The sequence below is a fragment of the Empedobacter sp. ULE_I140 genome (genome assembly GCF_053482575.1).
Genome location: NZ_JBQMTX010000001.1, coordinates 195835 through 210962 on the forward strand (window position 1 = coordinate 195835; position 15128 = coordinate 210962).

General features: G+C 31.5%; 16 protein-coding genes. All 16 read right to left on the bottom strand.

The annotated features are described in order from the left end of the window. Nucleotide 1: 1 nt before the first annotated feature. Nucleotides 2–832, bottom strand: a complete 831-nt coding sequence (locus ACTS9J_RS00915) for a glycosyltransferase family 2 protein (RefSeq protein ID WP_448352716.1) — start codon at nt 830–832, stop codon at nt 2–4. Next, nucleotides 825–1922 carry an EpsG family protein gene (locus tag ACTS9J_RS00920; protein WP_448352717.1) on the bottom strand — a complete coding sequence of 366 codons (1098 nt, stop codon included), beginning with the start codon at nt 1920–1922 and terminating at the stop codon, nt 825–827. Before ACTS9J_RS00920 ends, ACTS9J_RS00915 begins: the two co-directional genes overlap by 8 nt. Nucleotides 1923–1925: 3 nt before the next feature. Further along, nucleotides 1926–2942, bottom strand: a complete 1017-nt coding sequence (locus tag ACTS9J_RS00925; RefSeq protein ID WP_448352718.1) for a hypothetical protein — start codon at nt 2940–2942, stop codon at nt 1926–1928. A 74-nt stretch (nt 2943–3016) separates the two neighbouring features. After that, a complete protein-coding gene (locus tag ACTS9J_RS00930; RefSeq protein ID WP_448352719.1) occupies nt 3017–4315 on the bottom strand; it encodes an oligosaccharide flippase family protein in 1299 nt (432 codons plus the stop codon). Further along, nucleotides 4315–5439: a non-hydrolyzing UDP-N-acetylglucosamine 2-epimerase gene (gene wecB, locus ACTS9J_RS00935; RefSeq protein WP_295676925.1), complete on the bottom strand. Its 1125-nt coding sequence runs from the start codon at nt 5437–5439 to the stop codon at nt 4315–4317. The genes ACTS9J_RS00930 and wecB overlap by 1 nt, the downstream gene beginning before the upstream one ends. A 4-nt stretch (nt 5440–5443) precedes the next feature. Further along, nucleotides 5444–6304 (bottom strand): glucose-1-phosphate thymidylyltransferase RfbA, encoded by an 861-nt coding sequence (gene rfbA, locus ACTS9J_RS00940; protein WP_295676923.1) that lies wholly within the window; start codon nt 6302–6304, stop codon nt 5444–5446. A 20-nt stretch (nt 6305–6324) separates the two neighbouring features. Continuing rightward, nucleotides 6325–6873 (bottom strand): dTDP-4-dehydrorhamnose 3,5-epimerase, encoded by a 549-nt coding sequence (rfbC, locus tag ACTS9J_RS00945; RefSeq protein WP_295676920.1) that lies wholly within the window; start codon nt 6871–6873, stop codon nt 6325–6327. Further along, nucleotides 6873–8195, bottom strand: coding sequence for a nucleotide sugar dehydrogenase (locus ACTS9J_RS00950; RefSeq protein WP_295676917.1), 1323 nt, complete (start codon nt 8193–8195; stop codon nt 6873–6875). Before ACTS9J_RS00950 ends, rfbC begins: the two co-directional genes overlap by 1 nt. After that, nucleotides 8192–9208, bottom strand: coding sequence for an NAD-dependent epimerase/dehydratase family protein (locus tag ACTS9J_RS00955; RefSeq protein WP_448352720.1), 1017 nt, complete (start codon nt 9206–9208; stop codon nt 8192–8194). The genes ACTS9J_RS00950 and ACTS9J_RS00955 overlap by 4 nt, the downstream gene beginning before the upstream one ends. Continuing rightward, a complete protein-coding gene (locus ACTS9J_RS00960; protein ID WP_114998507.1) occupies nt 9208–9627 on the bottom strand; it encodes an adenylyltransferase/cytidyltransferase family protein in 420 nt (139 codons plus the stop codon). Before ACTS9J_RS00960 ends, ACTS9J_RS00955 begins: the two co-directional genes overlap by 1 nt. A 101-nt stretch (nt 9628–9728) precedes the next feature. Next, entirely contained in the window at nt 9729–10721 is a 993-nt protein-coding gene (locus ACTS9J_RS00965) for a mannose-1-phosphate guanylyltransferase (RefSeq protein WP_448352721.1), read from the bottom strand. A gap of 129 nt (nt 10722–10850) precedes the next feature. Next, entirely contained in the window at nt 10851–12293 is a 1443-nt protein-coding gene (gene pyk / locus ACTS9J_RS00970) for a pyruvate kinase (protein WP_448352722.1), read from the bottom strand. Between the two features lie 32 nt (nt 12294–12325). Further along, nucleotides 12326–12784, bottom strand: coding sequence for an IPExxxVDY family protein (locus ACTS9J_RS00975; RefSeq protein WP_280045920.1), 459 nt, complete (start codon nt 12782–12784; stop codon nt 12326–12328). A gap of 4 nt (nt 12785–12788) precedes the next feature. Next, nucleotides 12789–13541 carry a ribonuclease III gene (gene rnc, locus ACTS9J_RS00980; protein WP_038336000.1) on the bottom strand — a complete coding sequence of 251 codons (753 nt, stop codon included), beginning with the start codon at nt 13539–13541 and terminating at the stop codon, nt 12789–12791. Next, entirely contained in the window at nt 13541–14794 is a 1254-nt protein-coding gene (gene fabF, locus ACTS9J_RS00985; RefSeq protein ID WP_448352723.1) for a beta-ketoacyl-ACP synthase II, read from the bottom strand. The genes rnc and fabF overlap by 1 nt, the downstream gene beginning before the upstream one ends. A gap of 13 nt (nt 14795–14807) precedes the next feature. Then, on the bottom strand, nt 14808–15044 hold the full coding sequence (locus tag ACTS9J_RS00990; RefSeq protein ID WP_038336002.1) for an acyl carrier protein: 237 nt from the start codon (nt 15042–15044) through the stop codon (nt 14808–14810). Nucleotides 15045–15128 lie beyond the last annotated feature (84 nt).

A 15128-nucleotide genomic window follows, 5' to 3' on the forward strand; every position in this document is an offset into this window, starting at 1 on the left:
ATTAAATCTTTACTATTTTTCTACTTTTAAATACAATTTCATTTCTTCTAAGGTTTAGCTTATCACTTTTTAAAACTTGCTCAAACAAAAAGTAAATTAAAATGGTAATAGGTGTTGTAAATATCCAGCCCACAAACGGCTTCGAAAATTTATATTTCTTGTTTAGGTAAAATACAGTCTTATACCCCTTCCAATACTTTTTAAAATAGCTACCACTGAATTCTCTATAAAAAAATAAAGGTTCTGACAACATTTTAAATGTATTCATATTCTTTGTCCTAAACCATAGCTCAGCATCCTCCAACCTAATTGCTTTCACATCATACGGATTATTTTTGAACCACTCTGTCTTTGCCATAATAGTTGGATGAATAAAATGATGAACATCAACCAAGTAACCACAATTAGTATCCAGTCTGATACCCACAACATTATTATTTTCATCGATAGAATACGCATTTGTACCTAACACGTCAATCTCTGGATGTTTTTCTAATGCTTCAATCTGCTTTTGTAATCTTAATGGATGCATAATATCATCAGCATCCATACGAGCTAAATATTTCGTTGAAACTAAAGAAGGAATTTGGTTTAATCGATATCCTAAATTCTTATTCAGTCCATCTGAATAAACTTTAATACGATCATCTTTCTTTTCGTACTCTTTCGCAATATTTAAAGATTGATCATTAGAACCGTCGTCTATTAACAATAAATTCCATTCTTGGAATGATTGATTTATAACAGAGTCTATCGCTTGTGCTAAATACTTTTCTGCATTATAGAATGGTATTGCTATTGTTAAGTAGATTTTATCATTGGTATTATCCATAAAAAATGAAAAATGAGAAGACTAATATAAAAAAAATTACCCAAGGGAATATATAAAATTTCTTATAATTCCTATAAGAAAAAATTGGAGTGGCTAAAATGGGTATTGCAATCCAACTAAATAATCCCCATCTATCAGAATAAGGTATTTGAAATGTCATAAAAAATAAAAAAGATGTTACAATAAAATATTTAAGTAGATTTTCATATTTTTCATATTGTGATACTTCTCTTATTTTTTTTAGTCTATAATAGAAAATTAAAAGAAATATTGTGTTAAATAATATAAAGTTAGGTTTAAACCCTACAGAATATTCTAAATCACTATCTTTTGCAATATATATAGATCTTCTATCTGTAATTATATTATTTAAAAATGGAGCTATATTTAAAAGACCTATATTTATTACAGATAGTACTATACCTGTAATATATATAAATAGAAAAAAATTAATTGAAATTTTTTTTGTTTTCCATTGTAGAAATGTAAAAATAAAAATTGGAACAATTGACGTTGTATGGCTTATCATTGAAACCAAAAGAAGTAGAATTAATTCTATTGTTATTTTATTTTGATTAAACCATTTTGAATAAGCATATGTTAATATAGCCAAAGCCAAACCTTGTCTAATAATATTTATTGATAAAGATTTAGTGAAAAACAATGAGATTAAAGAAAATAATATAAAAATCACATTTGTATTAAATATTTTTCCTATTTGATAATATGTTTTATAATTTAAATAAAAAAAAATAAAACTAATTAATAAAAGAAACCACGTGAAGGATCCTCCAATTATTTTGACAAACTGAACAATCCATACTAATAAGAATTCTCCACCATCAGATTTAGTATCCATTTGCCAATTAAACTTATAATAATTAACTGTATCTGTCCCCACATCATAAGCTCTAGTTCCTATCAACAATATGTAAGCTACTAAAAAGAATAGTGTTAAACATTTACCTATTTTATGTGTAATTTTAGTATATCCTTTAAAATCTATTTGAAATGAAAATAATAAAACGGATAAAGCAAATGAAAAGTATAATATATTATATAAAGAATCAAATATGAGCTTATCATTCATAATCTAATCAAGTCTTGTTATTATTTCGTTGACATACAAATTATCATTGTAATATCTATTGAAATTTTCTTCTAATTTAGAAATAAACTGACCACTATCTATTTCACAACGATGTTGATTAATAATTTTTTGGGCAATCTCCTTAGATGACTCTTCAATTCCAATAGATACTTGAAAAGCTGTTAAATCTAAATTCTTTTTAAAAGAATCAACTACATTACTATAGATAGGTACAGTGCCTACAGACAAATATGAATTCATTTTAGTAGGTGTTGCCACTCTATTCACAATGTTATCTTCTCTCAATAAAAACCCATATTTATATTTTGTCAACTCTTTATCTAAATATTCTAAAGGAACATATTTAACATCAAAGTTCTTAATGCCAGATGATTCTACCATTTGCTTCGCTTCAGTCTCATCTTTAGTAAGCAATGTTAAATGTGCAGAACTATCAATTTTTTCTACTTCACGAAATACTTCTAATGTTTTTTCAATACACTGCCATTTATATAATGAACCAGCATAGACAAAACTTAAATTTTCGTATTTTGAAGAATTATCTATAATTAAATCCTTATTTAAAGCTTTATTGTAACATGGGATAATTAAATAATTATCTATTGGTATTTGATACTTTGATTTATAATGATCCAACATAGCTTCAGAAACAAAAATACGAATATCAGACTGCGTTAATGCTTTCCTTTCCCAAAATTCACTTAACTTCTTTACCAAAAAGGACTTCACGGTCTTACCATGAAGCATAATATATTCTTCTGGTCCTACTCCTTGAAACCAAGTAACTAACCTACTTTTTGGGTTTTTCTTTTTTATTTGATAAGCATTCGCTGGCGTAATGGCTACAATATAAACGTCATGCTTAACTTTGAATAATAAATCACGAGTTTCAATAATATACCCCTTTTGTTTGAAAGCTCTCTTTATTATATTACAATAATACTCTGTAGCATCATTTAAAGTTCCTTTTGGTAAATAAAAATATACTATTGGCTTCATAAATTCTAATATAAAATGTTATTTAAATAAATTGTACTATCTAATTTCTCATGCATAAAGCTATTGGCACGATTTTAAAGAAATTTTCTAATATAAAAAAACTGAATAACTGTATGAACAATATAACTAATTAAATAAGCTAGACATAATCCTATTGCTCCTAATTTACATTGTACTACAAATAAATAACTAAAGAATATTAGAACAATCCCCCATAATAAATTAACAAAAAAACCTAACCACATTTTTCCTTGACTTGCAATCGCTTGTCCTATTACATTATTAACTGTTATAAAACCTGCTGTTATAAACATAATAATTAATGGTAATAATGCATCATGATATTCCTTTCCATAAAACATTATTATTAATGGTGATATTAATGTAAAAAAGATTGTTAACCCTCCTCCAGTATAAAGATTAGCTTTTAAATTCTTATTAAAAACATCTCTATATTCAGATTTATTATTAATATTAGATGCTAATAACGGAAGAGCTACCTGAGCTAATGCAGATGGAATAAATAAGATAGTATTTCTCCACTGGCTTGCAATATCAAAATTTGCCATTTGAAAATATCCATTCGATTGATTCACTAATAAATAATTACAGTACCAAACTGTTGGACCAACCATAAGCCCAGCTAAAATTGCAGGTAGACTAAACTTCCATAAAACATTTATTTCTTCAAAGTTTCTTATTCTAAAGACAGAAATATTAAACTCCGAGTAGAATTTTTTTCTCAAAGTATTAAAATTAAGAAAAAATAGCAATACATAATTTAAACCAAAAGCAATCACAACTGCATTTAAATTAAAAAATTTTGATGCAAAAATTAACCCTATTGATGATATTATACCTGCAATAGCATTATTTATAGAGAGTTCTTTAAATTTTTCAATCCCTGCCAAAATCCCTCCTTGTATACCATTTAAAGAAGAGAAAAATAGAATAAATGAACTAATTCTTATTTCGGGAGATAAAGATGGTGCATTAATTTTTATCGATATTTCCTTCGAAAAAAAATAAACAAGCAATGTTACTAAAATACTTAAAGTAATAGCAAAAACATTAGATAGCCCCACTATTCGTTCTACTTTTTCTTTATTAGAAACCCTATATTGAGAAATATATTTTGTAGCCGTCATACCTAGTTCCAATCCAGCAAACATTGTAAACATTAAAATTGTAGATTTAATAATTCCAAACTGCCCATATTCATCTTTACCTAAATATCTAGCCATAATAATAGTAGCTATTAATAGAACAAATTTAGAAATGACATTACCTAATAAAATCCATATACCATGGTTAAATATTTTTTTATTAATATCTGATGATAAAATACTTGATATTTTTTCTTTATAGTTCATTAAAATAATGATTGAATAAATTCTGCAATTCTTTCGCAAGCTTTTCCATCTCCATAAGGATTATGTAATTCACTCATCGAATTGTATCGGTTTTGATTATTTAATAAATCGTTAGCTTCTGTAACAATCTTTGTTTTATCTGTACCAACCAAAATTACTGTCCCTGCATCTACAGCTTCTGGTCTTTCTGTCGTATCACGCATGACTAATACAGGTTTCCCTAAACTTGGAGCTTCCTCTTGTACACCTCCAGAATCAGTAATAATCATAAAAGATTGTGACATTAACCAAACAAAGGCTGGATAAGCTAAAGGTTCAATTAATTTGATATTCTCTATTCCTGTTAAAATATCATGTACTGGTTTTTGTACATTTGGATTTAAATGAACAGGATAAATTATTTGAACATCAGAATGTGTTAATGCTATTTCTTTAAGAGCTTCGCAAATGTTAATAAAACCTTGTCCATGATTTTCTCTACGATGTCCTGTTACTAAAATTAATTTCTTAGACGAATCAACTATTGTTTTCAAATATTCAATTTCATCATTATTAATCGTTTTAACTTTTTCTGAACTATTTAATAATGCATCAATCACCGTATTACCTGTAATGACAATATTCTCAGTTTTAATATTTTCCTTAATCAAGTTATCGTAAGATTGCTGAGTTGGAGCAAAATGATAATCCGCTAATCTACCTGTTAATTGTCTATTCATTTCTTCTGGAAAAGGAGACCATTTGTTATGTGTTCTTAACCCTGCTTCGACATGACAAACTTTTGCACCTGCATAAAATGCAGCTAATCCCGCAATTGTAGAAGTTGAAGTATCTCCATGAACATAAACATAATCAGGTTTAAACTCTTCTAAAACTGGCTTTAATTCTGTGATAATATCAGCTGTTAATGTAAATAAATTTTGATTTGGCTTCATTAAATTCAAATCATAATCAGGTTTTATCTCAAAAAAGTCCAAAACTTGATCTAACATTTCTCTATGTTGAGCTGTTACACAAACTTTTGTTTCAAATTCTTCGTGTTTTATAAATTCCTTTACTAAAGGAGCCATTTTAATAGCCTCTGGTCTAGTTCCAAAAATTATTAAGTGTTTTGTTTTATTCATAATATTATTTACAAACCTTCATTAAATACTCTCCATAACCGCTTTTGCGTAATGGTTCAGCAATTTCATTTAACTGCGCTTTGTTGATGTAACCCATACGGTAAGCCACTTCTTCTATGGCACCAATCTTCATTCCTTGACGCTCTTCAATCACTTGTACAAATTGTCCGGCTTGCATCAACGAATTAACAGTACCAGTATCTAACCAAGCTGTACCACGGTTAAACACTCCAACTTTTAATTTGCCTCTACGTAAATATTCTGCATTAATATCTGTAATTTCTAACTCCCCTCTTGGTGAAGGTTTTATATTCTTGGCAATTTCTACCACATCATTGTCATAAAAATACAATCCTGGAACGGCGTAATTTGATTTAGGCTCTTTTGGTTTTTCTTCAATAGAGACAACCTCATTATCCTTATTAAACTCAACTACGCCATAACGTTCAGGATCTGATACTTGGTAAGCAAATACTACGCCTCCATCTGGATCTGCTGAGTCTTGTAATAATTTTGACATTCCAGAAGCGTAGAAAATATTATCACCTAGAATCAAGGCTACCTTATCATCGCCAATAAAATCAGCCCCTAATATGAAAGCCTGTGCTAATCCATCTGGACTTGGTTGTTCTTTATAAGAAAATTTACATCCTATTTGAGAACCATCACCTAATAATTTTTCAAAATGTGGCAAATCATGAGGAGTAGAAATAATCAATATTTCATTTATCCCGGCCAACATTAAAGTTGATAATGGGTAATAGATCATTGGTTTATCATATACTGGCATTAACTGTTTACTAACCGCTAATGTTAATGGATGCAAACGTGTGCCTGAACCTCCGGCTAAAATAATTCCTTTCAATTTATAGTATTTTAGTTTAGTTATTTTGTTTTAAATGAATGAAACGATTGCGCTTCTTGATCTTTTTCAGAGATAATCATTTTATCTGAAGGGATTCCCCAATCAATTCCAATTTCACCATCTAATGGATTTACTCCATCTTCAGAAGCTTTATTATAGCCATTGTCACATTTATAGAAAAAGGTAGCTGAATCAGAAATAACAGAAAATCCATGTAAAAATCCTCTCGGAATAAACAATTGCTTTTTGTTATCTGCAGATAATTCAACTTCTACTGATTGACCATAGGTTTCAGAACCTGGTCGAACATCAACTGCAACATCTATCACTGCCCCTTCTACCACACGAACTAATTTTGCTTGCGCATGTTCTCCCGCTTGCATATGCAATCCACGCACAACTCCATAAGATGAATTAGACTGATTATCTTGAACAAAAGTTGGTTTGTAACCCAAAATTTCTTCCAATTTATTCTCGTTATATGATTCGAAAAAATATCCTCTCGAATCTTCAAAAACTGTCGGTTCTAAAATAAAACAACCTTTTAATTTCGTTTCTGTCGCTTTCATTATAGTCGTTTATCAACTTCTTCTTTAGGCAAAGCCCCTTTTACATCATAAATCACACCATTTTCATTTAAATAATCATTTAACTGAAGATTTAAAAATTCGTCGTGTGAAACTGTTAGAATGATGGCGTCGAATTGGTGAACTGGTGAACTGGTGAACTGGAAAACCTGATCCAATGTATTACAAAAAGTTATTCCGTATTCATGGTTTACCTCATCTGGGTTAGCCCAAGGGTCTAACGTTGTCACCTCTATTCCATATTCTTCTAAAGCATGAATCACATCAATTGCTTTTGAATTTCGTATATCGGGGCAATTCTCTTTAAAGGTAATTCCTAAATTGAGAATTTTTGCGCCTTTTACTTTGATATCGTTGTTTATTAACAATTTAACAACCTGAGAAGCTACAAAAGCTCCCATCGAGTCATTCAATCGTCTTGCTGCTAAAATTAATTCAGAATAATATCCAATTTCTTGTGCTTTTTGAGCCAAATAAAATGGATCAACACCGATACAATGTCCTCCCACAAGACCTGGTTTAAATGGTAAAAAATTCCATTTTGTTCCAGCTGCTTCTAATACGTCATTGGTATCAATATCCATTAGCGAAAAAATCTTCGATAATTCGTTAATAAACGCAATATTGATATCACGTTGCGAATTTTCGATCACTTTCGATGCTTCTGCCACCTTGATTGTCGGTGCTAAATGCGTTCCTGCGACAATTACTGATTGATATAAATCGTCAACAATTTTTCCAATTTCTGGCGTTGAACCTGATGTTACTTTTAAAATTTTCTCAACCGTGTGTTTTTTATCGCCTGGATTAATTCGCTCTGGTGAATATCCCGCATAAAAATCTTGGTTAAACTTCAATCCCGAAGAATGTTCCAATACTGGAATACATTCTTCTTCTGTAACACCTGGATAAACCGTTGATTCATAAATAACAATATCATTTGGTTTCAACACTTTACCTACCGTTTCCGAAGCTTTTTTCAAAGGAGTCAAGTCTGGTCGATTATTTTTGTCCACTGGCGTAGGAACGGTTACCACATAAATTGTCGCATCTTCAATATCCGTTATATCTGATGAACAAAACAATCCATTTTCTACTTGAATAAAAGGATTTTGTGTTGATAAAACATTCAGTAAAACATTATTCTCAACTTCTAAAGTTGAATCTACTCCATTGTTTAATTCAGCAATACGTTTCTGATTGATATCAAACCCAACAACAGGGTATTTTGTTGCAAATAATCGAGCCAACGGTAAACCTACGTAACCTAGACCGATAACTGCTATTTTATGTTGTTGATTCATTTATTATAATATTTTCTGTACCATTGTACAAAGTTATACACTCCTTTGTCAACCGGATAATTAGGATTATAACCAAATTTATCTTTCAACTCTTGGACATCAGCCCATGTTTGATTGACATCTCCTGCTTGCATCGGATACATTTCTAAAATAGCTTTTTCACCTGTCGAAAGCTCAACTTCTTTGATAAAATCCATTAATTGAACAGGTTTACTATTTCCTATATTGTATAATTGGTATTTTTCTTTAATATTTTTATCTTCAAGTATTTTGTCTATTCCTTGAATAATATCATCAATGTAAGTGAAATCGCGTGACAAATCACCGTGATTAAAAACTTTTAAAGGTTGATGATTCAATATAGCATCTGTAAACAAAAACATGGCCATATCTGGTCGTCCCCAAGGTCCATAAACCGTGAAAAAGCGCAAACCTATCGTTTGGAAATTGTATAAATGACTATACGCATGCGCCATTAGCTCGTTTGCTTTTTTAGTAGCTGCGTATAAACTAATAGGATGATCAACGTTTTGATTTGTTGAGAAAGGAACATCTGAAGAGTTTCCGTAAATACTTGAACTACTTGCGTACAGTAATTTTTTGACGTTATAATTTCGGCAACATTCTAAAATATTTAGAAAACCAACCAAATTACTTTGTCCGTAGGCATCAGGATTTTCGATACTATAACGAACACCTGCTTGAGCAGCTAAATTAACAACCGCATCAAACGAATATTCTTTAAAAAGTTGAGCCAATGACTCTTTGTCTTCTAAATTCATTCGATAGAAAATCATCTTTTCTTCGTATTTAGAAGAAAGAACTTTCTGCCCAAAATTTGAAGCAAATTCTTGATTGATTCCTAATTCTTTTAATCGATCATATTTTAACTGAATAGTGTAATAATCGTTAATGTTATCAATTCCAACAACTTTGATATTTTTTTCGATTAATTTTTCAGCTAAATGGTAACCTATAAAACCAGCTACACCAGTTATTAATACTGTTTTCATTATTTCTCCTTTTCAGAAGTCGCAACTACTTTTCTTAATCCAGAACTAGAGAAGCGGTGTGTACGCTTGTTGTAGTAAATTTGAATATTATTATCTAAACAATATTGTTTTCCCGTAAAGTCGATATTTCGATATTCTTCGCCAATAACTCTAACATTTATTGGTAAAGCACTTAACATATCAAACAAATCTTGTTCGGTTTCGTAGGGAATAATTTCGTCGACATATCGACAACCTTCTAATTGAATATAACGCTCTACGATGGATTGCGTGGGACTATTTTTTGAAGGATCTACACTTGCAGGATCTGTATTAAGCCCTACAATTAAGTAGTCGCATTGTCTTTTGGCTTCTTCGAGCATCATCACATGACCTGCATGAAGAAGGTCAAATATACCGAATGTAATTCCCGTTGTCATTTTATAATAATATTGTTGGAACGACAAATTTAAGGATTTATATTGAATTAATTTTAAGCTTTTATGACATAAAAAAAGCACTCAAATCGAGTGCTAAGTATTTAAATTAATTCAGAATTTCTTTTTTCTAAATGCGTATAAACATTCTTTACTTCCTGTGAATATTCTTTTTGTAGAATTAAATTCGCTGTCGGGGTATTCACAAAAATGGTATTTTGTAAACCAACAAAAGAAGTATAAACATCTGTTCCAATCACCATGTTTCCATTACGATCGACATAATGTCCGTTCATCACAAAATAATCATACAAGGATTCGAAAGAACCTAAATCATTCCAAACAAATTTTGCTGGAACTACTTTTATCTTCTTGCTTCGTTCCATTACGGCGTAATCGATACTATTTGATGGAATATTCATAGAAAGTTCTTCGTTCAATTCTCCGTTAATATTTTCAGACCAAGCAATTTTTGAATTTTCGTAAATATCTTTCTCAAATTTCTTTAATTCTTTCAGTAAAACTCTCGCTTTGAAACAAAACATTCCACTATTCCACAAAAAGTTTCCTTGCTCGATAAAATCTTGCGCAGTAATATGATTTGGTTTTTCGCGAAAAGAAAGTACATTATCTCCTTTGTGCTCAATATAACCATAACCCGTTTCTGGACGAGTCGGATGAACACCAAATGTTACGATATAATCTTTTTCGGCTAACGCAATCGCTTTTTTCATTGCAACTTGATAAGCTTCCATATCTTCGATCAAATGATCAGATGGTGTAACAATTAGAATATCATCATCCTCAACTGCTAAAGCTGCAAATGCAATCGCAGCAGCTGTATTACGTGGAACAGCTTCTACAATTTTTGTGTATTCAACATCGTGCTTATCTAAAGCCTCTTGACTTAAGTGGTCATTATCTTTATTCCCAATCACAATTAATTTATCGGCAATTGGACGGTTACGTTGAATTGTTAACTCAAATAATGATTGCTCATTAAACAAAGGTAAATATTGTTTTGGATGACTTTTACGAGAAAGTGGCCATAAACGACTTCCTACTCCTCCAGATAATATCACGTTATAAATACACATAAATTCTTCTAATTCGAACTTGTAAAGTTATTAAAAACTACTATATCATAGCATTCTATTATGATTTTTCTTTTAAATACAAAAAAAGCGTTCAAAATTGAACGCTTTAAAGTATTAGTATTGATTTTATTAAATCATCGAAATACGTAGTGTATTGGTAATTCCTTTCTCAAATGCTGGCATTGCATTCAGATTGATGATATAATCACCATATTCTACATAACCCTCATTTTTCGCTAAGATATTTACCTCTGTAACCGTTTGATCCGTAGATGTATCGCGAGGATCGTAATTGATTGATTTTACACCCCATAACAAATTCAACATACGGTTGATTCGTTTACTTGGATTGAAAACCAAAATAAATGAATTTGGACGATGAGAAGAAATTTGGAAAGCGGTATAACCAGAATACGTCAACGTTGCAATTGCTTTCGCTCCAGTATCTTCTGCCATTTTAGCTGCATTGTAACAAACCATATCGGTTACAAAACGTTCGTTTTTGATCTTTGGTTTGTGCTCAGGTACATGTACGTGCTCATCATCTTCAACAGTTTGAAGAATCTTCGTCATTTTCTCGATAACTTGTACAGGATATTGTCCTACAGAAGTTTCTCCAGATAACATCACGGCATCTGCTCCATCAAAAACTGCATTTGCAACATCAGAAACCTCAGCACGAGTTGGTGTCAAACTAGAAATCATTGTTTCCATCATTTGTGTTGCAACAATAACTGGCTTACGCGATAATTTCGCTTTGTCAATTAATTGTTTTTGCGCTTTTGGAACGATTTCAAACGGAACCTCAACTCCTAAATCTCCACGAGCAACCATTAATCCATCAGAAAATTCTAAAATATCATCAATATTTTCTAATGCTTCTGGTTTTTCAATTTTAGAGATAATTGGAATTTTTACTGTTCCATTTTCTTTGATAAATTCTGATAAATCTTTTACATCTTGTCCAGAACGTACAAAAGATAATGCAAACCAATCGACACGATTTTCGATTGCGAATTTTGCATCTTCTTTATCTTTTTCTGTTAAAGCAGGTAAAGAAATATTGGTGTTTGGTAAGTTAACTCCTTTTTTAGAACGTAGCGGACCTCCTTGAATCGTTTCTGCTTTTACAGTATCCGTTCCGTTTGTCTCGATTACTTTGAAGATTAATTTTCCGTCATCAATCAAAATATTTTCTCCCACTTGCACGTCTTGCGCAAACTTTTTGTACGTCATAAAAACTTTTTCGTTCGTTCCTACAACATCTTCGTTTGTGAAAGTTAAAATATCTCCTGGATTGATGATAAAATCTTCGTGTTCCATTTTTCCAATACGCAATTTTGGACCTTGTAAATCTGCTAAAATTGCTGTATTGTAGCCATGATCGTTATTTAATTGATGAATTGTTTCAATCTTACGTTTCACATCCGCATAGTCTGCGTGCGAAAAGTTGATACGGAACACATCTGTTCCTTTTCTCATCATTTCTAATAAAATCTCTGGACTATCGGTTGCCGGACCTAAAGTCGCGACAATTTTTGTCTTTTTAAGATATTGTCTATCGTAAATCATAATTTTTCCCTTTTTTTATGCACAATATTATGTTAGAAAACCAATTGATCTGCATTGCTAATCAAATCGATATCTATTTTTTTGATCGTTTTTATAAAATCTTTTTCTACAAATGGTAGTTGAAGATATTGTAGTTCATCTTCCCAACCAGAGATTTTTACTACATAGTTGCAATCCTTGTAATTTGGCACAAGAATAACGCTCTCTTTGAAAAGATTTGATAAATCTACTTCATTTTTTTTAAAATCGGATTGATTTGGAGTATTTTTAATGATATGATAATCTATTTTATTTGCTTCATCTAACCATTGATAGGTTTCGAAAAAATAAGTATGCTCATCTAACCGAATATCCAAATCGTGAATACGCTCAAAACGCGTATCAAAAGTAGAGTTGAGATGGAAAATAAATTGTGTAGAAGTGTTAAAACTAGAATTTACGCCTATGAGATGAAAATCTATCCAATCATCATATAAGAGTAATTCTGCCATGTTTCTAAACTTTTTCTATTTTCTTTTGTAGCGAATAGTAGGCGCGTTTTGCTGCACTTTCTTCCGCTTTCTTTTTAGAAGTTCCTCTCCCTTTCGAGATGACTTTATCATTGAGACGGATAACTGATACAAAAACCTGCAAATCTTCTGCGTTTTGCTCCTCAAATGTATTGAATCTTATCGTATTTCTCGTTTTTTGACTCCATTCCAAAATCAACGATTTGTGACTTGTAATCGTGTGTTCCAAACGATCTAAATCCGCATAAGGGTCAATAATTTTGACTTGAATAAATTTTTGTACAGCATCTATGCCTCCATCAACATAAATTGCACCAACCAACGCCTCCAACATATCACCATTTACATCTTCACCTAAATTGTTGTGATTGTTCATTGGATCCAAATAATCTAACAAGCCAAGTTGTTTGGAAACGGCATTCAATTGTTTACGCGAAACAATTTTAGAGCGCATTTTTGTCAAATAACCTTCTTGTTGATCTGGCGCTTTGTAGTATAAGTGCATTGCTGCAGAAGCACCAAGTAATGCATCTCCTAAAAACTCTAATCTTTCAAAGTTTATACTGTTTCCATTTTCATCTTTTTTCTGTGCAGATCTGTGGGTAAATGCTTCTTTAAAAACCTCAACATTGCGAGGAGTATAACCCAAAATCGACTTCAAAAATTTCAAAAAAGGATCAGATGAATTTGAATCATCACGATGATTTTTAAAAGAAAATAATTTTTTTAAGAAAGACATTACTTATACTTCTTAAATATCACACAAGCATTGTGACCACCGAAACCAAAAGTATTACTCAATGCATAATCTACATTTTTCTCTTTTGCTTTGTTAAATGTATAATCGATTTTCGGATCAAGATTTTCATCATCCGTAAAATGATTAATTGTTGGTGGAACGATACTGTTATTGATTGCTCCAATAGCCGAAATCGCTTCAACAATCCCTGCACCACCTAATAAGTGACCAGTCATAGATTTTGTTGAATTGATTTGAATATTATAAGCATGTTCTCCAAATAATTTTTGAATTGCTTTAGATTCTGCAATATCACCTAATGGTGTAGATGTTCCGTGCATATTGATATGATCCACGTCTTCTACGCTGATATTGGCATCTAATAAAGCCTCTCTCATCACATTTAATGCGCCTAATCCTTCGGGATGTGGAGCTGTAATATGGTGAGCATCTGCTGTCATTCCTGTTCCTACTAATTCTGCATAAATGGTAGCTCCACGCGCAATAGCATGTTCGTACTCTTCTAACACAATACATCCAGCTCCTTCTCCCATTACAAAACCGTCACGGTCTTTGTCGAATGGTCTTGAAGCAGTTTGTGGATCATCATTTCGTGTAGATAACGCATGTAATGCATTGAAACCTCCAATACTTGATGCTGTAATCGCAGCTTCTGAACCTCCTGTTACAATTGCTTCTGCTTTTCCAAGTCTTAATAACATATAAGCGTCAATAATTGCATTTGTTGAAGAGGCACATGCCGAAACAGTTGTATAATTAGGTCCCATAAGACCAAATTCCATTGAAATATGACCAGGCGTGATATCTGCAATCATCTTAGGGATAAAGAAAGGATTGAAACGAGGTGTTCCATTTCCTGTAGAGTAATTTGAAACTTCTTCTTCAAAAGTTTTAATTCCACCGATACCAGATCCCCATATAACGCCGATACGCTCTTTGTTTACATTTGCATCTTCTAAGATTCCACTGTGTTTTATTGCCTCTCTAGCTGCAATAATTCCCAATTGGGCACAACGGTCAATTTTTCTTGCCTCTTTACGATCAAAATGATCTTCGATATTGAAGTTCTTGATCTCACAAGCAAATTGTGTCTTAAAAAGAGTTGCGTCAAAAAGCGTAATAGGCGCAGCGCCACTTACACCATTCACTAATCCATTCCAGTATTCTTGGTATGTATTTCCGATTGGTGTTAGCGCGCCTAAACCTGTTACTACTACTCTTTTTAATTCCATAAAATAGGAACTATTACTTGTTTAAGTCTTCGATGTATGTTACAGCTTGACCTACAGTTGAAATTTTTTCTGCTTGATCGTCTGGAATTTGGATATCAAATTCTTTTTCGAATTCCATGATTAATTCTACTGTGTCTAATGAATCAGCTCCTAAATCGTTAGTGAAACTTGCTTCTAGCGTAACTTCGCTTTCGTCAACTCCTAATTTATCTACGATAATCGCTTTCACTCTTGATGTAATGTCAGACATAATTTTCTAATTTTAATTGTTGTAAACTAGTGCAAAAATATAAAACTTATATTAAATACAAGCTTTTTTTTATATGCACGCATA

Bases quoted from the DNA above. Each gene is read 5' to 3' on its own strand.
- ACTS9J_RS00920 (WP_448352717.1), bottom strand. From the start codon at position 1,922: ATGAATGATAAGCTCATATTTGATTCTTTATATAATATATTATACTTT.
- ACTS9J_RS00990 (WP_038336002.1), bottom strand. From the start codon at position 15,044: ATGTCTGACATTACATCAAGAGTGAAAGCGATTATCGTAGATAAATTA.
- rnc (WP_038336000.1), bottom strand. From the start codon at position 13,541: ATGTCTTTCTTAAAAAAATTATTTTCTTTTAAAAATCATCGTGATGAT.
- ACTS9J_RS00925 (WP_448352718.1), bottom strand. From the start codon at position 2,942: ATGAAGCCAATAGTATATTTTTATTTACCAAAAGGAACTTTAAATGAT.
- ACTS9J_RS00965 (WP_448352721.1), bottom strand. From the start codon at position 10,721: ATGTGTATTTATAACGTGATATTATCTGGAGGAGTAGGAAGTCGTTTA.
- ACTS9J_RS00975 (WP_280045920.1), bottom strand. From the start codon at position 12,784: ATGGCAGAATTACTCTTATATGATGATTGGATAGATTTTCATCTCATA.
- ACTS9J_RS00950 (WP_295676917.1), bottom strand. From the start codon at position 8,195: ATGAATCAACAACATAAAATAGCAGTTATCGGTCTAGGTTACGTAGGT.
- ACTS9J_RS00955 (WP_448352720.1), bottom strand. From the start codon at position 9,208: ATGAAAACAGTATTAATAACTGGTGTAGCTGGTTTTATAGGTTACCAT.
- fabF (WP_448352723.1), bottom strand. From the start codon at position 14,794: ATGGAATTAAAAAGAGTAGTAGTAACAGGTTTAGGCGCGCTAACACCA.
- ACTS9J_RS00915 (WP_448352716.1), bottom strand. From the start codon at position 832: ATGGATAATACCAATGATAAAATCTACTTAACAATAGCAATACCATTC.
- ACTS9J_RS00930 (WP_448352719.1), bottom strand. From the start codon at position 4,315: ATGAACTATAAAGAAAAAATATCAAGTATTTTATCATCAGATATTAAT.
- wecB (WP_295676925.1), bottom strand. From the start codon at position 5,439: ATGAATAAAACAAAACACTTAATAATTTTTGGAACTAGACCAGAGGCT.
- ACTS9J_RS00960 (WP_114998507.1), bottom strand. From the start codon at position 9,627: ATGACAACGGGAATTACATTCGGTATATTTGACCTTCTTCATGCAGGT.
- rfbC (WP_295676920.1), bottom strand. From the start codon at position 6,873: ATGAAAGCGACAGAAACGAAATTAAAAGGTTGTTTTATTTTAGAACCG.
- pyk (WP_448352722.1), bottom strand. From the start codon at position 12,293: ATGATTTACGATAGACAATATCTTAAAAAGACAAAAATTGTCGCGACT.